Origin of the sequence: Rhizobacter sp. SG703 (assembly GCF_012275445.1) — a bacterium.
GTDB lineage: Bacteria > Pseudomonadota > Gammaproteobacteria > Burkholderiales > Burkholderiaceae_C > Rhizobacter.
In genome coordinates this window covers 164,063-185,614 of sequence record NZ_JAAZQK010000014.1, presented here as the reverse complement: position 1 = coordinate 185,614, position 21,552 = coordinate 164,063, and the positions used below count along the sequence as shown (strand labels likewise).

Here is a 21,552-nt window from a genome sequence, read left to right as displayed (position 1 = left end):
CTCGGCAACCGGTTCGGTTCCCTCCTCGGCACCAACCGCCAGTCAAATCGTCGGCAGCACCCATCCGATGGACAGCACAGAGCGGCTGCCGCCGATCACCCGCGTCACGCTGTGCTCGCAGGCGTCGGGGCGGAACAGCTTGATGCGGCGTGTCGCGAAGATCGGCGTCGTGCAGACGAACTCGCCGCCGGCCGGCGAGGCCTTCAGCACGATGTTCAGGCGGTAATGGCGGCGCGCCTGCACCGGGTCGGTGTGCGGCGGGATCTCGGAGCCTTCGGGATAGCGCAGCAGCCAACTGTCGAAGCCGAGCGGCCAGCGGGCCGTGAGCAGCAGCATCTTGTCGTAGCCGGTGCCCTGGCGGCCGCGCTGCCAGCGGAAGGCCTGGCGGGCGTAGCGAGTGAAGGAAGAGAAGATGTTCACGGCCGCAGCTTATGCTGCCCGCTCAATCAAGGCTCTTCAATGCCGCCGCTGGCGTCTTTCCTCGTGAATCAAATCCATCAGCAATTGCCGCAGGCCGTTGCGGTGAACGCCATACAAATCTGCATTCTTCGAAACCACAGCCGATTCCAGACCATTGATTTTTGCTGAGATCAACTTGCTCGTCGTCGCCGGCAGGGTCGTTGCGGACTTTGAGAACGAGAGCTGAAGCTTTGTGACCACATCCACCAGACGCGACGCTTCCTTGCCTGCTCCGGGCCACTCCTTCGTCATATCGAAAAAATAGATGTCGAAGCTTGCGGACGCTCGCAAATCGGCCAAGGCCTTTTCGACCGGCCGGCACGGTCGGACTTCCGGTCGCGGAGGAAGGCGCCAACTTGACAACGATGAGTCAGGCGATGCCACGAGCTGCCGGCAGATGAGTCGATCGAGCGCTGCCATGCTCTCGCAGCACCCTTGCCAGTCACATGCCTCCAGATCCGATTTGAACTCGTGAATCAAGTCATCGATCTGCTGGGAGAGCCACCTCGGCAGTTCGTAGGCCCCCTCTGTGGCTTTGGTCAGCGAGGTCGGAACACCGCAGAGCTCGACAGACCAGAGCAAGTTGAGCGGCGAGTACCCGCGTGCAGCATCTGCCTCCCTGAACGCGATCGCCGCGTCGTCTATGGATTGCTTCAGCAAGCACAAAGTCCGGGCCGCCGGGTCCGTCTTCAATCCGATGTCTGCACCAAGCTGCCGAACAACGCCATCGCTCTCGGGAGATTCTTGTTCCACGAACCTCAATTGCGACATCATGATCGCCACGAGTTCGGGAGGCAGTTCACTCGCCCTCCTCAGCATTGACGTCACGGCGCCCGTAAATTCCTTCGACGCGAAGCGACCCTCTCGAATACGTTTTGCAATGTTGCGGTGTGAATGAATGGGAACCCACATCGTGGAAGGGCGGGAGAAAACATCTTGGACGAACATCGGTGAATCTCCATGCGCGAAGGCGCGCACCGCTTCGTCGCAACGCGGATTGATCGGTTCCGTGTCTTCGCAGGCCAGATATGACCAGGGACCATACGCCCGTTCCGCGCCGTCAAGCCATCAGCGTCTGCCTGTCTGCGCTGCTTTTCGCCTCGATCGCCTGCAGCACCCGCCGCAGCGCCCCCACCGCCTCGTCGACCTGCGCCCGCTCGATCACCAGCGGCGGCGCGAGCCGCACCACCGTGTGGTGCGTGTCCTTGGTCAACACGCCTTCGTCCATCAGCCGCTCGCAGACCTCGCGCGCACTCGCGAACGCCGGGTCGATCTGCACGCCGACCAGCAGGCCACGGCCGCGGATGTCGACGATCGCCGGGTGCTGCAGCTGGCCCAGCTGGGCCATCAGGTAGTCGCCCTGCTCCTGCGCGCGGCGCGCCAGCTGCTCGCGCTCCAGCAGCTGCAGCGCGGCCAGCCCGACTGCCGCAGCCAGCGGGTTGCCGCCGAAGGTGCTGCCGTGGTCGCCGGGTGTGAACTGCGCCATCACGTCGTCGCGCGCGAGGAAGGCGCTGACCGGCAGCAGCCCGCCGCCCAAGGCCTTGCCGAGCACCAGCCCGTCGGGCCGCACGCCGTCGTGATCGCAGGCCAGCAGCCGGCCGGTGCGGCCGAGGCCGGTCTGCACCTCGTCGCAGACCATCAGCACGTTGTGGCGGGTGCAGATCTCGCGCACCGCCTTCAGGTAGCCGGCCGGCGGCACGATGATGCCGGCCTCGCCCTGGATCGGCTCGACGATGAAGGCCGCGGTGTGCGGCGTGATCGCGGCTTCCAGCGCCTGCGCGTCGCCGAACGGCACCGCGGCGAACCCCGGCGCGAACGGGCCGAAGCCGTCGCGGTACTGCGCCTCGGTCGAGAAGCCGACGATGGTGGTGGTGCGGCCGGCAAAGTTGCCTTCGGCGACCAGGATCTGCGCCCGGCCCTCGGGCACGCGCTTGACCTTGTAGGCCCACTTGCGGACGGCCTTGATCGCGGTCTCGACCGCCTCGGCGCCGCTGTTCATCGGCAGCGCGCGCGCCATGCCGGTCATGCGGCACAGCGTCTCGAGGAAGGGGCCGAGCCGGTCGGTGTGGAAGGCCCGGCTGGTGACGGCCAGCGTCTGCGCCTGCTCGGTCAGGGCCTGCACCAGCACCGGGTGGCTGTGGCCGAAGCTGACGGCCGAGTAAGCGGACATCATGTCGAGGTATCGCCGGCCCTGGTCGTCGAACAGGTGGACGCCTTCGCCACGCGTCAGCACGACCGGCAGCGGGTGGTAGTTGTGGGCGCCGTACCGCTGCTCCAGCGCGATCGGGGCGGTCGTCGACGGGCGGGCCGGCGAGGCGTGGCGGGCTTGCAGCGCGGCGGCGCGGGCGGCGGTGGTCATGTCGACTCCTGGTCTGGGGGCATAGCGAACGCTCACAGTCTAGAGACACGGCCGCGAAATTTGCTTTCCAATACTTGCATCAAAGTCTCTAGCGGCACACGATTCGTGCATTCAACGAGGTACAGCGATGAACGGTGGAGCGATTGACGGCCTGGACCGCAAGATTCTGGAAGCCCTGCAGGCCGATGGCCGCGCCAGCAACGTGGAACTGGCGGCGCAGGTGCACCTCTCGGCCCCGCAGTGCTTCCGACGCGTGCGCGCGCTGGAAGAGCGCGGCGTGATCCGCGGCTACCGCGCGCAGGTGGAGCCGCAGGCGCTCGGGCTGGGCGTGATGGCGTATGTCAGCCTGAACATCGACGGCGGTCAGTTCGGCCGCGTGCGCGAGGTCGAGGCCGACATCCGCGCGTTCCCGCAGATCCTCGAATGCCACACGGTGTCGGGCGACAGCGACTACCTGCTGAAGGTCGTCGCGCAAGACCTGAAGAGCCTGAGCCAGTTCCTGACCGACCGGCTGATGCAGGTGCCCGGCGTCGACGACGTGCGCTCGATGATCTGCATGGAAGAGGTGAAGGCGCCGTCGCCGTTGCCGGTGTCCACATGAGGCTGCTGGTGCTCGGCGGCGGGGTGTTCCTCGGTGCGGCCGTCGTCGACGCGGCGCGCGCGGCCGGGCATGCGGTGACGGTGTTCAACCGTGGCCGCTCGCGCGGCCGCTGGCCGGCGCAGGTCGAGCACATCGCCGGCGACCGGCAGCACGACCTCGACCGGCTCTCGGGCCGGCGCTTCGATGCGGTGGTCGACACCAGCGGCTACCTGCCGGTCGACGTGCGGCTCGGCGCCGAGGCCCTGGCCGATGCGGGGCAGTACCTGTTCGTCTCCAGCGTGTCGGCCTATGCCTCGCTCGCGCGGCCGGGCGAAGACGAGCGGGCGCCGCTGGCATCGTTCGACGGCGTGGCGCCGGACGATCGCAGCACCGCGCACTACGGCGCGCAGAAGGCGGCCTGCGAGGCGGCGTTGCGCCGCGTGTGGGGTGAGCGGGCGCTGGTGGTGCGGCCGGGCTTGATCGTCGGCCCGGGCGACCCGACCGGGCGCTTCAGTTACTGGCCGTGGCGGGCGGCGGCCGGGGGCACGATGCTGGTCCCCGATTCACCGTCGCCGCTGCAGATGATCGACGTGCGCGACCTCGCCGCGTGGATGCTGCGGCTGCTGGAGAGCGGCACCCGCGGAGACTTCAACGCGACCGGTCCGGTCGACGGCCCGACGACCTGGCCGCGGATGATCGACACCTGCATCGCCGCGGCCATGCAGGCGGGGCACGCGCCGGCGACACCGCGGCAGGTCAGCGAGGCCTTCCTGCAGGCCGAGGGCGTGCGCCTGTGGACCGGGTTGCCGCTGTGGATCCCGGCGAGCGAAGCGGATTCGCAGGGCTTTCTGGCGGTCAGCGTCGCACGGGCGCGGGCGGCCGGGTTGAACACGCGGCCGCTGCACGAGACGGCCGCCGACATCCTGGCCGAGCCGATCCCCCCAGCCGACGACGCTCGGCGCGACGGCAGGTTGACGCCGCAGCGAGAACAGGAATTGCTGGCACGATGGGCGCTGCTCGCACCCTCATCACCATGACCTCACCACCTCCCCTGCGCTGGGGACTGATCGGCGCGGCCCGCATCGCCGCGTCGGCGCTGATCCCGGCGTTCCGCAGCACCGGCAGCCCGATCGTCGCGCTCGGCTGCAGCGACCCGGTCCGCGGCGCGGCCTTCGCGGCGAAGCACGAGATCCCGCACGTCAGCGGCTACGCCGGGCTGCTCGCGCGCGACGACATCGACGCGGTCTACATCGCGCTGCCCAACCATGCGCACCTGCCGCTGACGCTCGCGGCGCTGGCGGCCGGCAAGCACGTGCTGTGCGAGAAGCCGCTCGCGCTGAGCGCCGACGAGGCGCGGCAGATGAAGGCCGCCGCGAGCACGGCGAAGCGCACCGTCATGGAGGCCTTCATGCACCGCTTCCACCCGCAGCTCGCGCGGGCGCAGGCGCTGGTGCACGGCGAGGCCTGGGGCCCGCTGAAGTGGATGCGCAGCCACTTCACGTACACGCTGCACGACCCGGCCGACGTGCGCTGGAGCCGCCGCATGGGCGGCGGCGCGCTGTACGACCTGGGCTGCTACCCGCTGAGCGTGATGCGGTGGCTGGCCGGCGTCGAGCCGGTGGTGACCGGTGTCGCGGCCGGCCTGACGCCGCCCGATGCCGAAGGCGGCCGCGTCGACCATGCGGCGCACGCGATGCTGCGCTTCGACACGGTGCACGGCGACGTCACCGGCCATTTCGATTGCGCGTTCTCGCTGCCGCCGCACGCGCAGTTCGAGGCCCTGCTGCGCGACGGCATCCTGCGGCTGGAGACGCCGTTCGGCTGGAAGGACGTCGAGGCGGTGCTGCGCATCGGCGACCACGTCGAGCGCTTCGCGCCCTGCGACCCGTATGCGCTGATGGTGCGGCACTTCGAAACGGCCGCGCAAGGCCACGAGGCTCTGCGCATCACGCTCGACGATTCGATCGCGCAGGCGGTCGCGATGGATGCGCTGCTGGCCGGCGCGCACGGCGCGGCAAACGTGTAGCCCGGATGCCAATCCGGGCTACGTGAAGTCGAGGAACACCGTCTCGCGCTCGCCTTGCAAATGGATGTCCCAGCGGTAGCTGCCATCGGCCTGTCGCTGCGCGATCAGCGTGTCGCGCCGCGCTGCCGGCACCTGGGCCAGCAGCTCCGAGTTCGCGAGGCCCGGCGCATCGGCGAGGAACACCGCGCAGAACTGGTGCTTCAGCAGGCCGCGCGCGAACAGCGCGATCCAGGCCACCGGCTCGCCGGGCCTCGGCGCGGCTGACAGTTCCAGCCGGAACTCGCCCTGCTCGCCGGTCGCACAACGGCGAAAGCCCGGCAGCGGGCGCTCGTGCTCGACCGGCGCGGCCGCCGGCGTCCAGGCCTCGACCCAGCCGTCGCTGACCGGCGCCCCTTGCCCGTCGTACAGCACACCGCTGATCGTGACCAGGCCCGCGCCCACCGCCCCCTGCTGCGACAGCTCGGCGGCCCAGCGCCAGCCCTCGTGCGGGAACGGCCCGATGGTCTGCGATGACGTGATGCCGTTCGTCATGGCGGCGGCGCTCACAGGCCCATCGGCGTGGCGTGGCGGCCGCGCAGCACGATGTCGAACCGATAGCCGAGGGCATTGCCGCCATCGGTGTGCGCCATGTCGAGGTGCGCGGCCAGGCGCGCCCGCGCCGCGTCGTCGGGAATGCTCTGGTAGATCGGGTCGAACGCGAACAGCGGGTCGTTCGCGAAATACATCTGCGTCACCAGCCGCTGCGCCATCACGTTGCCGAACAGCGAGAAGTGGATGTGCGCCGGCCGCCAGGCCTTGTCGTGGTTGCCCCACGGGTACGGCCCCGGCTTGATCGTGACGAAGCGGTAGCGGCCGTCGTCGTCGGTGAACATCCTGCCGACGCCGTGGAAGTTCGGGTCGAGCGGCGCGTCGTGCTGGTCCTTCGGGTGCCAGTAGCGGCCGGCCGCGTTGCACTGCCACACCTCCAGCAGCGAACGCCGCACCGGCCGGCCGTCTTCGTCGACCACGCGGCCGCTGACGATGATCTTCTCGCCCAGCGGCGCGCTGCGGCCGTGGCTCGTCAGGTCGAGGTCCTCCGGACCGACCAGCGCCGGCGAGAAGCGCACGCCGTCGCTCGCCGGCACCGGTGCCTTCACGCGCAACGGCGGTTGCGTCGGGCCGCGGCTGCGGGTGGACTGGTAAGGCGGATGGATCAGGCTCGGGTACACCCCCGGTGCCACCTCGTCGAACTGCATCGATGTCTCCTCGCTGAGGGGCCTGCGTACCCGGTCGCCCACCGACCGGTACGCCAATCGCCCACGCGTGCGCAAGCCGGCCGCAATTCGCGGAAGGTAGGCTACATTGATTCGGACCACAAGGGCCCGGACGCCGATCGCGTCGACACATCGCCCACCGTGGGCGATTGGCGCACATCGGAGCAGCAGTGGAGATGAACGCTCGCGAACCTCGGCATCCCGACGACCTGGCCGGCGACCCCGCGCCGGACGCGGCCCCCGACGCCTCACCGGCCCCGCACAAGCGCGACCTGATCGCCGGCCTCGAGAAGGGCCTCGCGGTGATCGAGGCCTTCGACCAGGACCGGCCACGGCTGACGATCAGCGAGGTCGCCGCCCGCTGCCAGCTGACCCGCGCCGCGGCGCGCCGCTACCTGATCACGCTGGAGCACCTCGGCTACGTCAACAGCGACCGCAAGATGTACGCGTTGACGCCGAAGGTGCTGCGCATGGGCCAGAGCTACATGCATTCGGCGCGGCTGCCGCGCATCGTGCAGCCCGAGCTGCACAAGCTGGCCTACGCACTGAAGGAAGCCTCATCGGCCGGCGTGCTCGACGGCAACGACGTGATCTGCATCGCCGCCACCAGCGCCGGCCGCGTCGTGTCGTCCACGCTGCAACCGGGCACCCGCGTGCCGGCGTACTGCACCGCGAACGGCCGCGTGCTGCTCAGCGCGCGGCCGCAGGCCGAGGTCGACGCCTGGATCGCGCGCCAGGCGCTGGAGCCGCTGACGCCGAACACCGTGACGCTGCCGGAACGGCTGCGCCTGGAGATCGCGCGCGCCCGCTCGCAGGGCTATGCGACGGTCGACCAGGAGTTGGAGCTCGGGCTGCGCACGCTCTCGGTGCCGCTGAAGAACCACCGCGGCGAGGTGCTGGCGGCGATGAACGTCAGCGTGCATGCGGCGCGCGTCACGATGGACCAGCTGGTCGAAGGCTCGCTGCCGGCGCTGCTGCACGCCCAGGCCAGCCTGCGGACGGTGCTGTGAGGCAGCGGGTCGAGCGCCGTGCCGTTCCCAAGCCGGCCCGCGCCCCCTCGGGGGGCAGGACACGGTACTCCGCGTCCTGGGGGTGGTCATGAAGCGGGTCCAGGTCGCGATCATCGGTGGCGGGCCCTCGGGCCTGCTGCTCGGCCAGCGCCTGCACCAGGCCGGCATCGACGCGGTGATCCTCGAACAGCGCAGCGCCGCCTACGTGCTGGGCCGCATCCGCGCCGGCGTGCTGGAACAGGGCACGGTCGACCTGATGGACCAGCTCGGCGTCGGCCAGCGCCTGCATGCGCAGGGGCTGGTGCATGGCGGCTTCGACCTCGGTTTCCGCAACACGCGCCAGCGCATCGACCTGCACCGGCTGACGCACGGCCGGCAGGTGATGGTCTACGGCCAGACCGAGCTGACGCGCGACCTGATGGACGCCCGCAGCGCCTGCGGCGCAGTCACGGTGTACGACGCCGACGAGGTGCAGTTGCACGACTTCGACGGCACGTCGCCGCGCGTCAGCTGGCGCCGGCACGGCGTCGCGCACGAGCTGCAGTGCGACTTCATCGCCGGTTGCGACGGCTTCCACGGCGTCAGCCGCGCCAGCGTGCCGCCCGGCGCGCTGAAGGTGTTCGAGCGCCACTACCCGTTCGGCTGGCTGGGCGTGCTGTCGGAAACGCCGCCGGTCTCCCACGAGCTGATCTATTCGAACCACGAGCGCGGCTTCGCGCTGTGCAGCATGCGCTCGCTGACGCGCAGCCGCTACTACATCCAGTGCCCGGCCGGCGACACGCCGGCGCGCTGGAGCGACCAGGCCTTCTGGGACGAACTGCGGCGCCGGCTCGACCCGGAATCGGCCGAGCGCATGGTCACCGGCCCGTCGATCGAGAAGAGCATCGCGCCGCTGCGCAGCGTCGTGGCCGAGCCGATGCGCTTCGGCCGGCTGTTCCTGGCCGGCGATGCGGCGCACATCGTGCCGCCGACCGGCGCGAAGGGGCTGAACCTTGCGGCCTCCGACGTGCAGTTCCTGTCGCAGGCGCTGGTCGAGCACTACCAGCAGCGCAGCGACGCCGGCATCGACCGGTATTCCGGGCGCTGCCTGCACCGGGTGTGGAATGCGGTGCGCTTCTCGTGGTGGTTCACGTCGCTGATGCACCGCTTTCCCGACGGCGGCGAGTTCGGCCAGAAACTGCAGGAGGCGGAGATCGGCTACCTGCTGCAGTCCGAGGCGGCGGCCACCGCGCTGGCCGAGAACTACGTCGGCCTGCCGCTCGAGCGCTGACCGGCGCGTCAGCGCACCGGGATGTGGATGTCGGTGATCAGCGCTTCGGCCGGCACCTGGCTGGCGTCGTTCACGTAATCCTCGAAGGGCGCTGCGTCGCGCAATTCGACCGGTGCCGACGGCACCCAGTCGCGGTAGATCGCGCGCCAGGTTTGCCACAGCGTGTCGTACGGACCGGTGTGGCGGAACACCGCCCAGCGGCCGGCGGGGATCGCTTGGCAGTCGATGCGGTCCACGCCCGACAGGTCGGGCACCGGGCCGCTGAATGCGACGGCAGCGATGAAGCGCGCGTCGGGGTCGTCGAAGCCCTTGATCTCGTCGGGACAGATCGCGAGGCACGCGGTCTGCCGGTCGCCGAGGCCGAGCGCCTGCACGGCCGGGAACAGGCGGCCGAAGGCGCGCTGCGCGGCAGCGCTCATGTCGTTGTCGATCGCGCCACGTTCGGTGGCGCACAGCAGCTGGCGTTCGGGCAGGTCGCGGAAGGTCGGTTCGAGCATCGTCTTTCTCCGGGAGGGTTGCGGGGATGCCACCACCGGCAGCGCCAGGCGCGGGTCCACCAGCGCCGCTCGCACGGCGCTCGGCGACAGGCCGAACTCGCGTCGCAGCGCGCGGGCCAGGCTCGTGCCGCCGTCGAAGCCGCAATCGAGCGCGATCTGCCCGACCGGCTCGCTGCCGCCGCGCAGTGCCTCGACCGCGGCCGCCAGACGCATGCGCAGCACGTACTGCGCCGGCGTCATGCCGGTCATGGCCGAAAACACGCGGTGGAAGTGGAAGCGCGACATTGCCGCGATGTCGGCCAGCGTGCCGCCTTCGAGATCGCAGGCCAGGTGGGCGTGCACGTGCGCGACGACGAGGTTGATGCGGCGGCGGTAGGAGAGTTCGGACTGGTGGCGCATGGGTGACGGTCAGGGGCCGCGCCACTGTAGGAGCCGTGCCCATGCGACGCGCGTCCGCGATTGCTGAGTTGCAGCCCTGTCCACGAATCCCAATGGACGTCCGGGCTACGGGGCCAGCCAGCGCTCCAGTTGCTGCGGATCGGCCAGCAGCGCCGCGCTGTCGCCGCGGTGCACCACCGCGCCGCGGTCGAGCACGATCGCCTGCTGCGTGATCGGCAGGATCATCCGCGGGTTCTGCTCGACGATGATGGCCGACAGCCCTTCGTCGCGCACGACGCGCGCGATCGAGCGCAGCAGCTCGTCGACGATGATCGGCGCGAGCCCTTCGAGCGGTTCGTCGAGCAGCAGCAGCTTCGGGTTCAGCACCAGCGCGCGCGCGACCGCGAGCATCTGCTGCTCGCCACCCGACAGCTGGTGGCCGAGGTTGGCGCGCCGCTCGGCCAGCCGCGGGAACATCTCGTAGGCACGCGCCAGCGTCCACGGCCCGGGCCGCGCGACCGCGCCCAGGTTCTCGTCGACCGTCAGCGACTTGAAGATGTTGCGCTCCTGCGGCACCCAGCCGATGCCGGCCGCCGCGCGCCGGTACGGCGGCATCGAACTGATGTCCTGCCCGGCCAGCACGATTCGGCCCGCATGGCGGCGCGTCACGCCGACCAGCGTGTTCAGCAGCGTGGTCTTGCCGGTGCCGTTGCGGCCCAGCAGCGCGAGCGAGCGGCCGGCGGCGAGCTCGACGTCGACGCCCTGCACCACCTCCGCCTCGCCGTAGCCCGAACGCAGCCCCTCGACGCGCAGCAGCTCAGCCATGCGCCGGCTCCGCGCGGGTGTCGCCGTGGCCGAGGTACACCGCCTTGACCCGCGGATCGTTCGAGATGCCCTGCACGTCGCCCTCGGCGAACAGCGCACCGCTGACCAGCACCGAGACCCGGCGCGCGAAGTTGAAGACCAGGTCCATGTCGTGCTCGATCAGCAGGATGGAGACATCGGCCGGCAGCGCGTTGATGGTGTCGAAGATCTCCTGCCGCTCGCCGGCAGGCACGCCGGCCACCGGCTCGTCGAGCAGCAGCACGCGCGGCCGGCAGGCGAGCGCGATCGCGATCTCCAGCAGCCGGCGCTTGCCGTAGGGCAGCACCGCGACCTTCCGGTCCATCACGTCGTCGAGCCGGAACTGCGCCAGCAGCGTCTCGCAGTCCTCGGCCACGCCATCGGCGCGGCCGAGCGGCTGCCACCAGCGCGCGGCGGCGCCGCGCTGCGTCGACACCGCGAGCGCCAGCGACTGCAGCGGCGTCAGCTCGTTCCACAGCTGGTTGATCTGGAAGGTGCGGACCAGCCCGCGGCGCACGCGCTGGTGCGGCGCGAGGCGGGTGATGTCCTGCCCGTCGAGCAGGATGCGGCCGGCGCTCGGCACGAGCACGCCGGTCAGCAGGTTGATCAGCGTCGTCTTGCCGGCGCCGTTCGGGCCGATCAGCGCGTGGCGCGCGCCGCGCTCGATCGTCAGCGACACGTCCTGCGTCGCGGCGATGCCGCCGAAGCGCTTCACCAGCCCTTGGGTCTGCAGCACGGCCGTCATGTCTTGCGCCCGAACCAGGTCCACGGGCGGATGAAGCGGTCGCGGCCGACCAGCATCAGCACGACGAGGAACAGGCCGAGCCAGAACAGCCAGTACTGCGGCGTCCAGGCCGAGATGAGGTCGTGCAGCAGCTTGAACGCGATCGCGCCGAAGATGCCGCCATACAGGTAGCCGGTGCCGCCGATCACCAGCACCAGCAGCACGTCGGCGCTGCGGTGGAAGTCGAGCACGTCCAGCGATGCGAAGCCGCTGGTCTGCGCGAGCAGCGCACCCGCCGCACCGGCGAGCGCTGCCGCGAAGGTGTAGACCGCGACGAGGCGTGCGTTCACCGACAGGCCGATGCTGGTGGCGCGCAGCCGGTTGTCGCGCAAGGCCTTCAGCGAGACGCCGAACGGCGAGTGGACCACGCGCCGCGCGAGCAGCAGCGCGATCGCCAGCACGGCCAAGCTGTAGGCGTATGCGGTGCGGCCGTACAGGTCGAACTCGAAGCGGCCGAGCAGCGGGCCCATCACGACGCCCTGCAGCCCGTCGGTGCCGCCGGTCAGCCCGTCGAGCTTGTTCGCAAGCTCGTACAGCACCGACGCGACGCCGAGCGTCACCATCAGCCGCGTCAGGTCGGAGCCGCGCAGGATCAGCAGGCTGCCGAGCGCACCGAGCAGCGCCGACGCGGCGACCGCCACCGCGAGGCCGGCCAGCGGGTCCGGCATCACGTGCTTCGCGAACAGTGCCGCCGCATAGGCCCCGAAGCCGAAGTACGCCGCATGGCCGAGCGACACGATGCCGGCATAGCCCAGCACCAGGTCGAGCGACATCGCGAACAGCCCGAGGATCGCGATCTCGTTCAGCAGCAGCGCGTGCTCGCCGGCCAGCACGCAGGAGCCGAGCGCCGCCGCGCCGAGCGCGAACTCCCACCAGCGCCATGCCCAGGCCGCCGCCAGCGAACCGCGCACCCCGTCGCGCGCGCTCATCGGGTCGCGCCCCGCCCGAACAGGCCTTGCGGGCGCAGCGTCAGGATCACGATCATCAGCGTGTAGACGATGAAGGCGCCGAGCTTGGGCACGTGATACTTCCCGAACACGTCGGCGATGCCCAGCAGCAGCGCGGCCAGCAGCGGGCCGGTGATGGTCGTCGTGCCGCCGACCGAGACGACGATCAGGAAATAGACCATGAACTTCAGCGGGAAGGCCGGGTCGAGCCCGACCACCTCGGCACCGAGCGCCCCGCCGAGGCCGGCCAGGCCGGAGCCGACCGCGAAGGTCAGCAGGAACACCCGGCCGGTGTCGATGCCCAGGCCCTGCGCGACGCGCGGGTCGTCGACCGCGGCGCGCAGCCGGCTGCCGAAGCGGGTGCGCGTCAGCACCGCCTGCAGCGCGATCGCGAGCAGCCCGCACAGCACGACGACGAACAGCCGGTACTTGCCGATGCCGACCGCGGCGAGATCGAAGCGGCCCTGCAGCCAGGGCGGCACCTGGATCATCATCTGCTGCGAACCGATCGCCCAGTCGACCGCGGTCACCGCCATGAAGACCAGCCCGATCGAGAACAGCACCTGGTCGAGGTGCGGCTTCGCGTACATCGGCCGGTACAGCGTGCGTTCGAGCAGCGCGCCGGCCAGCGCGGTCAGCAGGAATGCTGCCGGCAGCGTCGCGAGGAAGGGCATGCCGAGGCGGTTCATCAGCAGCACGGTGACGTAGCCGCCGGCCATCGCGAACGCGCCATGCGCCAGGTTGACGAAGTTCATCAGCCCGAGCGTGACCGCCAGCCCGACGGCCAGCACGAAGAGCAGCATCCCGTAGGCGATGCCGTCGAACAGCAGCGTCAGCATGCCTACTTCGTCTTGTTCGGATCCTTCACCGCCTTCTGCACCTCGAACTCCTCGTTGTACAGCTGGCCGTTCACGCGGGCGACGCGGCGGATGTAGACGTCCTGCACGATGTCGCGCGTCTGCGCGTCGATCAGCACCGGCCCGCGCGGGCTCTCGAACACCTGGCCCTTCATCGCGGCCAGCAGCGCATCGCCGCCGCCCGCGCCCTTGGTCGCCTCGAGCGCCTTCACGATCACGCGCATGCCGTCGTAGCCGGCCACCGCCATGAAGTTGGGGCGGAACTTGTTGGCCGCCTGGAAGGCTTCGACGAACTTCTTGTTGACCGCCGACGGGTGCGAGGCCGAGTAGTGGTGCGAGCTGACGATGTTCAGCGCGACGTCGCCCATGTCGTTCAGCTGGTCGTCATCGGTCACGTCGCCGGTGCAGATCAGCCGGATGCCGGATTTGTCGAGCCCGCGCTCGGCGAACTGCTTCATGAAGGCCGCACCCTGGCCGGACGGCAGGAACACGAACACCGCATCGGGATTCGCGTCGCGCACCTTCTGCAGGAAGGGCGCGAAGTCGGGGTTGCGCAGCGGCGAGCGGATCTCGGTGACGATCTCGCCGCCGTTCAGCTTGAAGCGGTCCTTGAAGGTCTTCTCGGCATCGATGCCGGGCGCGTAGTCGGCCACCATCGTGACCGCCCGCTTGATCTGGTTCTTGCTCGCCCATTCCGCGATGCCCAGCGTGACCTGCGGCAGCGTGAAGCTGGTGCGCACGATGTACGGCGACTGCTCGGTGACGATCGACGTCGCGGCGGCCGTCACGACCATCGGCGTCTTGCTCTGCGTCGCGATCGGTGCGGTCGCCAGCGCCAGCGGCGTCAGCCCGAAGCCGGCCAGCACGTCGACCTTGTCGCTGACGACCAGCTCCTGCGCGATGCGGCGGGTCGCGTCGGCCACGCCGCCGTCGTCCTTGACGATCAGCTCGATCTTGCGGCCCGCCACCGTCGCGCCGTTCTGCGCCAGGTACAGCTTCGCGGCGGCTTCGATCTGCCGGCCGGTGGAGGCCGACTGCCCCGTCATCGGGAGGATGAAGCCGATCTTGAACGGCCTGGCCTGGGCCACGGCGGCCGGCGTGAAAACCAGGGGCAGGCTCGAGGCCAGCCCCGCCGCAGCGAGGTGCCGCAGGACGGTGCGCTTGTGCATGCGTTTGTCTCCGGAGGGGAAGGCGGTGGATGATGCAGCGGATCCTGGGGCGGATGCTAGCATTCCGGTTCGCATACAGCACCCACGTTCTATATAAGAACATTGCAGCAGAAACAGGGGCGTCGCGCATCGCGGTGAACCCTCACAGGAGACCCACATGACCCAACGATCCGCAGCGCCTTTTCGGGCCGACCACGTCGGCAGTTTCCTGCGACCGAAGTACCTGCTCGACGCGCGCGAGCGCTTCCGGCTGAAGGAGATCAACGCGGCCGAACTGCGCGCGGTGGAAGACCGCGCGATCACCGAGATCGTCCGCTTCCAGGAGGACGTCGGGCTGCAGAGCATCACCGACGGCGAGTTCCGGCGCACCTACTTCCACATCGATTTCCTGGAGCAGCTCGGCGGCGTGAAGACCGACATCCCGGTGCTGGTGAAGAAGCCGGACGGCACGGAGGAACTCGCGCCGCCGGTGATGCGCGTGATCGACAAGGTGCGCCACGTGAAGGACATCCAGCGCGCCGACTTCGAGTACCTGAAGTCGCAGACGCGGCGCACGCCGAAGGTGACGATCCCGTCGCCGACGATGCTGCACTTCCGCGGCGGCCGGGCCGGCATCAGCCGCGAGCACTACCCGGACCTGGAGCCGTTCTACCAGGACGTCGCGAACGCCTATGGCGACGAGCTGCGCTCGCTGGCCGCGGCCGGCGCGACCTACGTGCAGATGGACGACACCAACCTCGCCTACCTGTGCGACGACAAGATGCGCGAGGCGGCCCGCCAGCGCCGCGACGACCCCGACGAGCTGCCGCACCGCTACGCCGGCTTCATCAACCGCGTGGTGGCGCAGAAGCCGCCCGGCATGACGCTCGCGGTGCACCTGTGCCGCGGCAACTTCAAGAGCACCTGGGCCGCGCAGGGCGGCTACGAGCCGGTGGCGCAGGCGCTGCTGTCGGAGATGGACGTCGATGCGTACTTCCTCGAGTACGACGACGCCCGCAGCGGCGACTTCCGGCCGCTGCGCTTCCTGCCGAAGGGCAAGACGGTGGTGCTCGGGCTGGTGACGACCAAGCTCGGCGAGCTGGAGTCGAAGGACGACCTGAAGCGCCGCATCGACGAGGCCGCGAAGTACGTGCCGCTGGAGCAGCTGTGCCTGTCGCCGCAATGCGGCTTCAGCAGCACGGTGCACGGCAACGACATCGCGGTGGAGGCGCAGCGGGCGAAGCTCAGGTTGGTGGTGGAGACGGCCGGGGAAGTGTGGGGAGGATGACGACCCCTCGGTCGACGGGTACGTCGGCCGATCCCCCGAGGGGATGCGGGCCGGCTTGGGGCGGCCCGGCGCTCGGCCCGCCTCAGCGCTTGCGCGCCAGCGTCAGCCCATCGCCGATCGGCAGCATCGACACATCGACCCGCTCGTCGCGGTGCAGCTTCTCGTTGAGCGCCTGCAGCGCCGCGGTGTCGGTGCCGGCCGCGGCCGGCTGCGCGACCTCGCCGCCCCACAGCACGTTGTCGATCGCGACCAGCCCGCCCGGGCGCAGCAGCTGCAGGCAGCGCTCGACATAGCCGTCGTAGCTGCGCTTGTCGGCATCGATGAACGCGAAGTCGTACTGCCCCGCCTCGCCCGCCGCGAGGCGCGCCTCCAGCGTCTGCAGCGCCGGCGCGATCTGCAGTTCGATCTTGTGCGCGACACCCGCCTGCTGCCAGAACGGCCGGCCGACGCGGGTGTAGTCGTCGCTGATGTCGCAGGCGAGCAGCCGGCCGTCGTCGGGCAGCGCCAGCGCCACCGTCAGCGCGCTGTAGCCGGTGAACACGCCGACTTCGATCGCGCGGCGCGCGCCGATCAGCCGCACCAGCAGCGACATGAACTGCCCCTGCTCGGGCGAGATCTGCATCGACCCGTGCGGGTGCCTGCGTGTCGCATCGCGCAGCGCGGCCTGCGCCGGGTGCTCGCGCACCGAATGCGCGATGAGGTAGTCGAGCAGGTGCTCGTCGAGCGGCAAGGTCCGGTTTGACATGGCGTCTCCTTCAGTCGAGATGTTCGTGGTGCGCGATCGCGCCGCGCTTCCAGTAGGCGGCCGCGCGGATCGCGTGGCGGTCGTGGCCCTTCTCGTCGACCAGCACGCGGCGCAGCCTGGCCATCGCCGCGGCTTCGCCGGCGCACCAGGCATAGCCGTCGCCGGGCGGCAGCGCCAGCGCACGCGCCGCGGCGATCAGCGCGTCGTCGCTGTCGACGTGCTGCACCTGCAGCTCGGCCGCGCTCGCCAGCGGCCGGCGGTCGACGGCGTCGAGCTGCAGCAGCACGATCGCGCGCGTGCCGGCCGGCAGTTCCTCGAGCCGGCGCTCGATCGCCGGCAACGCGCTCGCATCGCCGACCAGCAGGTGCCAGTCGTAGTCGAGCGGAATGATGAACGAGCCGCGCGGGCCGGCCACCGTCAGCGCATCGCCGGGCTTCGCACGCGCCGCCCAATCGGAGGCCGGGCCACCGTCGTGCAGCGCGAAATCCAGCGTCAGTTCGCCCGCCGCGGCATCGTGGCGGCGCGGCGTGTAGTCGCGGCGCACCGGCTCGCCGCCGCCGCTGTCGATGAAGAGCTTCACATGGTCGTCGAACGACGCGCTGACGAAGCCGGCCATCGGCGCGCCGGCCACCACGATGCGCCGGAAGCCGGGGCTGGTGGCCTCGACGCGCACCACGCGCAGCTCGCGCCGCCGGATCTCGTGCTGGACGCGCTGCACGCGCCGGGTGGATGCTTCTGCCGTCATGGGAATCCGCTTCCGAAATGGTTGACAATATCCCCCATCATGGGCAAACAAGATGACAATGTCAACCATCAGGGCAAAGCCCGCGTGGAAGACGACGTGCTGGAGCTGATCCACACGGTGATGCACCAGTACCGCGGCCAGCAGTACCAGGTGCTGCGCGACGGGCCGCACGACATCACGCACATGGAGAGCAAGGTGCTCGGCTACTTCGGCCGCCACCCGGGCGCGACGCAGAGCGAGCTGGCGCAGCACAGCGGACGCGACAAGGCGCAGCTGGCGCGGCTGATCAAGGGCCTGCGCGAACGCGGCCTGCTCGATGCGCAGGCCGACGCGGCCGACCGGCGCAGCGTCGTGCTGTCGCTGACGGCCGACGGCCAGGCGGTGCTGCGCACGCTGCAGCTGCAGGCGCGCAAGCTGACGGCGCGCGCGGTGTCGGGCTTCAGCGCGGCCGAGCAGCGGCAGTTGCAGGCGCTGCTGCAGCGGGTGACGGACAACCTGGCGTCGCCGGACTGACGCGCCGCGCGGTACCGGCCCGCGCGCCCGGCGGTAGCCGCAGCCGGCACTGCGGCCCCTGCGGCCCGCCGCACGGCACCGTGCATCGCTACCATCGCGCCCACCACCGGAGGAGCCATGGACCTGCACGACGAACCCCCCGCGCTCTCGCAGCGCCTGCCGCTGGGCATTGCGGTGCTGGCCGCGGCGCTCGGCGGCCTCGGGCTGATCTTCTGGATCGCCGCCAACTGGGACACGCTCGGCCGCGCCGGGCGTTTCGCGTTGCTGCAGGGCTGCGTGGCCGCGATGTGCACCGGCGCGCTGTGGCGGCCGGCATTGCGCGCACCGCTCGGGCTGCTGGCACTGCTGGCGATCGGCGGGCTGTTCGCGTTCTTCGGCCAGACCTACCAGACCGGTGCCGACCCGTGGCAGCTGTTCTCGCTGTGGGCCGCGCTCGCGCTGCCGCTGTGCCTGGGCGTGCGCAGCGACGTGCTGTGGGCCCCGTTCGCGCTGGTCGCGATGAGCGCGGTCTCGCTGTGGATCGTCGCGCACACCGGCCACCGCTGGCGCACCGATCCGCAGGACCTGCCGGCCCACCTGGTCGGCTGGAGCATGGCGCTCGCGCTGGTGGTCGCGCTGCATCCGGCGTGGCACCGCTTCACCGGCGGCGGCCTGTGGGGCGAACGCACCGCGGTCACGCTGGCCGTCGTGATGATCTGCGTCAGCGGCTCGACCGCAGTGTTCTCCGACCGCAGCGGTGCGCACTACGCGCTCGCGCTGGCGGTGCTGGGCCTTGCGGCGGTGGCGCTGGCCAACGCCCGCAGCTTCGACATCTACGGGCTGAGCGCGGTCGCACTCGGCTTGAACGCGCTGCTGCTCGCCGGGCTCGCGCACCTGCTGTTCGATCGCCACGGATCCGGCGACGAGATCGGCCGGTTGACGACGCTGGGCTTGTCGGCCGCCGGGCTGCTGGCCGCCAGCGTGTCGGGCGTGATGCGCCTGGCGCGCCGCCAGGCGCGCACCGGAGTCGCCGCATGAACGCCCCGTTGACGCCGCAGGACGTCCGCCCCTGGCCGGTGGTGCTGCTGACCGGCCTCGGCGCCTGGTTCGCCGCCGTGCCGCTGATCGTCGTCGTCGGCCTGCTGCTGGGCGACACGCTCACGCGCGGAGCCGGGCCGTATGCCGTCGGGCTGCTGGTGCTGGCCGGCTCGGTGGTGGTGCTGCATGCGCGCCAGGTGCCGCTGTTCGTCGAGCAACTGGCGGTGCCGGGGCTGATCGTCGGCGGCGGCGCGCTTGCGTTCGGGCTGTTCCGCGACCTGCCGGACGCGCTGGCCTTCGGCACGCTCGGCATGGTGGCGCTGGCCGTCGCGGTGCTGGTGCAGGCCGACTGGCTGCGCGCACTGCTCGGCGCGCTGGCGGCTGCGATGCTGGCGCTCGCGCTGGCCATCGACCCGTGGCGCGGTTCGCATGCGATGCGGCTCGGCGCGTTCTGGCTGGCGTGGCACGGCTGCGTCGCGGCCTGGCTGGTGGCCCACGGGCTGGTGCGGCGCATCGCGCCGGAGCATGCCGCCGTCGTCGAACCGGTCAGCGCCGGCTGGCTGCTCGCGACGCTGTGCGGCCTCGCGTGGTGGGCCGGCATGACTTTCCTGGTCGGCGCGAACTTCAACGGCGTCGCCGCCGACATCGCCCGCGAGATCGACGGCCACGGGCTGCGCTGGACGAGCGTGCTGCAACAGGCGGCTTCGCTCGCGCTGGCGGTCGCCGGCGCGCTGTGGGCCGCGCGGCGCTGGCCGGGCCTGCGTCAGCCGTGGCTGGCCGGCGTGGCCGCGGTGCTCGCGTTGCTGGCGGGGCTGATGCCGACGCTCGGCGCGGTGCTGCTGGCGCTCGCACTGTGCGTGACGACGCGGCGCTGGCGGCTGGCCGCCGCGGCCGGCCTCGCCGCGGCCTGGATCATCGGCGCGTTCTACTACCAGCTGGCCTGGCCGCTCGCACACAAGGCGCTGCTGCTGGTCGCCGCGGGCGCGGTGCTCGCGCTGCTGGCGCGCTGGGGCGCCCGCCGGCCGGCGCAGGCCGGTCACGCCGCACCGGCGGCCGTGCCGAACACGCTGCGCCAGCGGGCGGCCATCGCGGCCAGCGCAGCCGCGGTGCTGCTGGTCGCCAACCTCGGCATCTGGCAGAAGGAAGCGCTGATCGCGCACGGCCAGCCGGTGTTCGTCGAACTCGCGCCGGCCGACCCGCGCTCGCTGGTGCAGGGTGACTACATGCGGCTGAACTTCCGCATGCCGTCCGAGCTGCAGCGGCACTTCGACGGCGAACTGCTGCGTGCGCAACGCCCGCACGCTGTCGCCCGGCGCGACGCGCGCGGCGTGCTGACGCTGCTGCGGCTGGACGACGGCGCGCCGCTCGCGGCCGATGAACTGCGCATCGAGCTGACGCCGAAGAACAGCTTCTGGATCCTTGTCACCGACGCATGGTTCTTCCGCGAAGGCGAAGCGCAGCGCTGGTCGGGCGCGCGCTTCGGCGAGTTTCGCGTCGACGAGAACGGCCGGGCCTTGCTGGTCAACCTGCGCGGGCCGGATTTGCAGCCGCTCTAGCCGGTGCCGGCCGCGACGCGCATCAGCAGCCTGATCAGCGTCGCGCGTTCGCGCGGCGACAACGCGGCCAGCGCCTCGTCCTCCATCGTCGCGGCGATCTTCTCGGCGCGCGCCGCGAGCGTCCGGCCGGCCGGCGTCAGCGCGATGCGCTGCGAGCGCCGGTCGTCGCTGCAGCGCTCGCGCAGCACCCAGCCGCGCTCGACCATGCGGTCCAGCGTGACCGCCATGTTCGGCGGCGAGACGTCGAGCGCCTGGCCGAGCTGCTTCTGGTTCACCCGCTCGTTGGCCGCGACCAGCACCAGGATCGAGAACTCGACGGCCTTCAACGACAGCGGCCCCAGGTGGCGCACGAACGAGCGCTTCAGCTGCACCGATGCGCGGGTCGCGGCATAGCCGACCAGGTGCTCCAGGCGCGAGCTGTCGAGCGCGTCCACGGTCAGCCCGGCGCGGCGGAACGCGCCGCGCCGATGTAGGTGTCGATCACGCGGGCATCGCGCGCCAGCGCTGCCGCCGGGCCTTGCAGCACGATCTCGCCCATCTCCAGCACATAGGCGTGGTCGGCCACCTCCAGCGCCGCGCGCGCGTTCTGTTCGACCAGCAGGATCGTCACGCCGGTCGCGCGCAACGCAGCGATGGTGCGGAAGATCTCGCGCACCACCAGCGGCGCGAGGCCGAGGCTCGGCTCGTCGAGCATCAGCAGCGACGGCTCGCCCATCAGCGCGCGGCCGACCGCCAGCATCTGCCGCTCGCCGCCCGACAGCGTGCCGGCGAGCTGCGCACGCCGCTCGTGCAGGCGCGGGAACAGCGCGTAGACGCGCTCCATCGCCTGCAGCGCGGCCCGCGGCCCGCGCTGCCGCAGCCGCCAGGCGCCGAGCCGCAGGTTGTCTTCGACCGGCATGCTGCCGAACAGCGCGCGGGTTTCGGGGACCAGCGCGATGCCGGCGTCGACACGGGCTTCGAGCGGCAGCGCGTCGACCGCCCGGCCCTGCCAGCAGATCGCACCGCGCGACGGCAGCACGCCCATCAACGCGTTCAGCAGCGTCGACTTGCCGGCGCCGTTCGGGCCGATCACGGTGACGACGCTGCCGGCGGCGGCCTGCAGGTGGAGACCGCGCAGGACTTCGGCGCGGCCGTAGCCGGCGTGGAGCTCGCTGACGGCCAGGGCTTCGACAGGCTCAGCCCGAACGGGGTCGGGCGCGGCCTGAACAGGGGTGGGCTCGGCGCGACCCTTCGACAGGCCCAGGGCGAACGGAGGTGTGGGGGTCGGGCTGCCCATG

At 70.9% G+C, this 21,552-nt stretch carries 24 protein-coding genes; 9 read left to right on the top strand and 15 right to left on the bottom strand.

All coding sequences use genetic code 11. From position 1 onward, the window contains the following. Window positions 1–42: 42 nt before the first annotated feature. From FHT26_RS26215 to rocD, 3 genes are all read right to left on the bottom strand, one after another. Window positions 43–420 carry a 2OG-Fe(II) oxygenase gene (locus tag FHT26_RS26215; protein WP_349238227.1) on the bottom strand — a complete coding sequence of 126 codons (378 nt, stop codon included), beginning with the start codon at window positions 418–420 and terminating at the stop codon, window positions 43–45. A 36-nt stretch (window positions 421–456) separates the two neighbouring features. After that, window positions 457–1,407, bottom strand: coding sequence for a hypothetical protein (locus FHT26_RS26210; RefSeq protein ID WP_168563034.1), 951 nt, complete (start codon window positions 1,405–1,407; stop codon window positions 457–459). Window positions 1,408–1,519: 112 nt separating this feature from the next. Then, window positions 1,520–2,818, bottom strand: a complete 1,299-nt coding sequence (rocD, locus tag FHT26_RS26205; protein ID WP_168563033.1) for an ornithine--oxo-acid transaminase — start codon at window positions 2,816–2,818, stop codon at window positions 1,520–1,522. A gap of 127 nt (window positions 2,819–2,945) precedes the next feature. Between rocD and FHT26_RS26200 the strand changes: the two genes are divergently transcribed. From FHT26_RS26200 to FHT26_RS26190, 3 genes are read left to right on the top strand one after another with little or no spacing between them, the layout of a single operon-like run. Further along, window positions 2,946–3,419: an Lrp/AsnC family transcriptional regulator gene (locus FHT26_RS26200; RefSeq protein ID WP_168563032.1), complete on the top strand. Its 474-nt coding sequence runs from the start codon at window positions 2,946–2,948 to the stop codon at window positions 3,417–3,419. Further along, entirely contained in the window at window positions 3,416–4,435 is a 1,020-nt protein-coding gene (locus tag FHT26_RS26195) for an NAD-dependent epimerase/dehydratase family protein (protein ID WP_168563031.1), read from the top strand. The genes FHT26_RS26200 and FHT26_RS26195 overlap by 4 nt, the downstream gene beginning before the upstream one ends. Then, window positions 4,432–5,424 carry a Gfo/Idh/MocA family protein gene (locus FHT26_RS26190; protein ID WP_168563030.1) on the top strand — a complete coding sequence of 331 codons (993 nt, stop codon included), beginning with the start codon at window positions 4,432–4,434 and terminating at the stop codon, window positions 5,422–5,424. Before FHT26_RS26195 ends, FHT26_RS26190 begins: the two co-directional genes overlap by 4 nt. Before the next feature lie 18 nt (window positions 5,425–5,442). On the opposite strand, the gene FHT26_RS26185 is transcribed toward FHT26_RS26190, so the two are convergent. Both FHT26_RS26185 and pcaH read right to left on the bottom strand, forming a co-directional pair. Then, a complete protein-coding gene (locus FHT26_RS26185) occupies window positions 5,443–5,955 on the bottom strand; it encodes a peptidase associated/transthyretin-like domain-containing protein (RefSeq protein ID WP_168563029.1) in 513 nt (170 codons plus the stop codon). Between the two features lie 11 nt (window positions 5,956–5,966). Next, window positions 5,967–6,659, bottom strand: a complete 693-nt coding sequence (gene pcaH / locus FHT26_RS26180) for a protocatechuate 3,4-dioxygenase subunit beta (protein ID WP_168563028.1) — start codon at window positions 6,657–6,659, stop codon at window positions 5,967–5,969. A gap of 194 nt (window positions 6,660–6,853) precedes the next feature. Here pcaH and FHT26_RS26175 point away from each other — a divergent pair, with 194 nt between their 5' ends. Together FHT26_RS26175 and pobA are read left to right on the top strand one after the other, a co-directional pair. Next, window positions 6,854–7,687 (top strand): IclR family transcriptional regulator domain-containing protein, encoded by an 834-nt coding sequence (locus tag FHT26_RS26175; protein ID WP_168563027.1) that lies wholly within the window; start codon window positions 6,854–6,856, stop codon window positions 7,685–7,687. An 88-nt stretch (window positions 7,688–7,775) separates the two neighbouring features. Further along, window positions 7,776–8,957 carry a 4-hydroxybenzoate 3-monooxygenase gene (pobA, locus tag FHT26_RS26170; protein WP_168563026.1) on the top strand — a complete coding sequence of 394 codons (1,182 nt, stop codon included), beginning with the start codon at window positions 7,776–7,778 and terminating at the stop codon, window positions 8,955–8,957. A gap of 8 nt (window positions 8,958–8,965) precedes the next feature. Here the strand turns inward: pobA and FHT26_RS26165 are convergent, their stop codons facing one another. The 6 genes from FHT26_RS26165 to FHT26_RS26140 all read right to left on the bottom strand — a co-directional run bounded on the left by FHT26_RS26165 (window position 8,966) and on the right by FHT26_RS26140 (window position 14,432). Further along, complete coding sequence (locus tag FHT26_RS26165) at window positions 8,966–9,853, bottom strand: AraC family transcriptional regulator (RefSeq protein ID WP_168563025.1); 888 nt, start codon at window positions 9,851–9,853, stop codon at window positions 8,966–8,968. 105 nt (window positions 9,854–9,958) lie between these two features. Then, entirely contained in the window at window positions 9,959–10,657 is a 699-nt protein-coding gene (locus tag FHT26_RS26160; RefSeq protein ID WP_168563024.1) for an ABC transporter ATP-binding protein, read from the bottom strand. Continuing rightward, window positions 10,650–11,420 (bottom strand): ABC transporter ATP-binding protein, encoded by a 771-nt coding sequence (locus FHT26_RS26155; RefSeq protein WP_168563023.1) that lies wholly within the window; start codon window positions 11,418–11,420, stop codon window positions 10,650–10,652. Before FHT26_RS26155 ends, FHT26_RS26160 begins: the two co-directional genes overlap by 8 nt. Next, window positions 11,417–12,388 (bottom strand): branched-chain amino acid ABC transporter permease, encoded by a 972-nt coding sequence (locus FHT26_RS26150; protein WP_168563022.1) that lies wholly within the window; start codon window positions 12,386–12,388, stop codon window positions 11,417–11,419. Before FHT26_RS26150 ends, FHT26_RS26155 begins: the two co-directional genes overlap by 4 nt. Then, on the bottom strand, window positions 12,385–13,245 hold the full coding sequence (locus tag FHT26_RS26145) for a branched-chain amino acid ABC transporter permease (RefSeq protein WP_168563021.1): 861 nt from the start codon (window positions 13,243–13,245) through the stop codon (window positions 12,385–12,387). Before FHT26_RS26145 ends, FHT26_RS26150 begins: the two co-directional genes overlap by 4 nt. Window positions 13,246–13,247: 2 nt before the next feature. After that, on the bottom strand, window positions 13,248–14,432 hold the full coding sequence (locus FHT26_RS26140; RefSeq protein ID WP_168563020.1) for an ABC transporter substrate-binding protein: 1,185 nt from the start codon (window positions 14,430–14,432) through the stop codon (window positions 13,248–13,250). A 157-nt stretch (window positions 14,433–14,589) separates the two neighbouring features. Between FHT26_RS26140 and FHT26_RS26135 the strand changes: the two genes are divergently transcribed. Next, complete coding sequence (locus FHT26_RS26135; protein WP_168563019.1) at window positions 14,590–15,699, top strand: 5-methyltetrahydropteroyltriglutamate--homocysteine S-methyltransferase; 1,110 nt, start codon at window positions 14,590–14,592, stop codon at window positions 15,697–15,699. Between the two features lie 82 nt (window positions 15,700–15,781). Here the strand turns inward: FHT26_RS26135 and FHT26_RS26130 are convergent, their stop codons facing one another. Continuing rightward, window positions 15,782–16,444 (bottom strand): class I SAM-dependent methyltransferase, encoded by a 663-nt coding sequence (locus FHT26_RS26130; protein ID WP_168563018.1) that lies wholly within the window; start codon window positions 16,442–16,444, stop codon window positions 15,782–15,784. Window positions 16,445–16,454: 10 nt separating this feature from the next. Further along, window positions 16,455–17,189: a siderophore-interacting protein gene (locus tag FHT26_RS26125; RefSeq protein WP_168563017.1), complete on the bottom strand. Its 735-nt coding sequence runs from the start codon at window positions 17,187–17,189 to the stop codon at window positions 16,455–16,457. Window positions 17,190–17,273: 84 nt separating this feature from the next. Between FHT26_RS26125 and FHT26_RS26120 the strand changes: the two genes are divergently transcribed. The 3 genes from FHT26_RS26120 to FHT26_RS26110 all read left to right on the top strand — a co-directional run bounded on the left by FHT26_RS26120 (window position 17,274) and on the right by FHT26_RS26110 (window position 20,275). Next, a complete protein-coding gene (locus FHT26_RS26120) occupies window positions 17,274–17,702 on the top strand; it encodes a MarR family winged helix-turn-helix transcriptional regulator (protein WP_349238226.1) in 429 nt (142 codons plus the stop codon). Between the two features lie 117 nt (window positions 17,703–17,819). Continuing rightward, window positions 17,820–18,719, top strand: coding sequence for a DUF2157 domain-containing protein (locus FHT26_RS26115; RefSeq protein WP_168563015.1), 900 nt, complete (start codon window positions 17,820–17,822; stop codon window positions 18,717–18,719). After that, entirely contained in the window at window positions 18,716–20,275 is a 1,560-nt protein-coding gene (locus tag FHT26_RS26110; protein WP_168563014.1) for a GDYXXLXY domain-containing protein, read from the top strand. Before FHT26_RS26115 ends, FHT26_RS26110 begins: the two co-directional genes overlap by 4 nt. Here FHT26_RS26110 and FHT26_RS26105 read toward each other — a convergent pair. Further along, window positions 20,272–20,709, bottom strand: coding sequence for a MarR family transcriptional regulator (locus FHT26_RS26105; protein ID WP_168563013.1), 438 nt, complete (start codon window positions 20,707–20,709; stop codon window positions 20,272–20,274). The two genes, FHT26_RS26110 and FHT26_RS26105, sit on opposite strands and share 4 nt — an antisense overlap. A 2-nt stretch (window positions 20,710–20,711) precedes the next feature. Next, the gene (locus FHT26_RS26100) at window positions 20,712–21,551 is read right to left on the bottom strand and encodes an ABC transporter ATP-binding protein (RefSeq protein WP_168563012.1); all 840 of its coding nucleotides are present in this window, start codon (window positions 21,549–21,551) and stop codon (window positions 20,712–20,714) included. Window position 21,552: the final 1 nt, after the last annotated feature.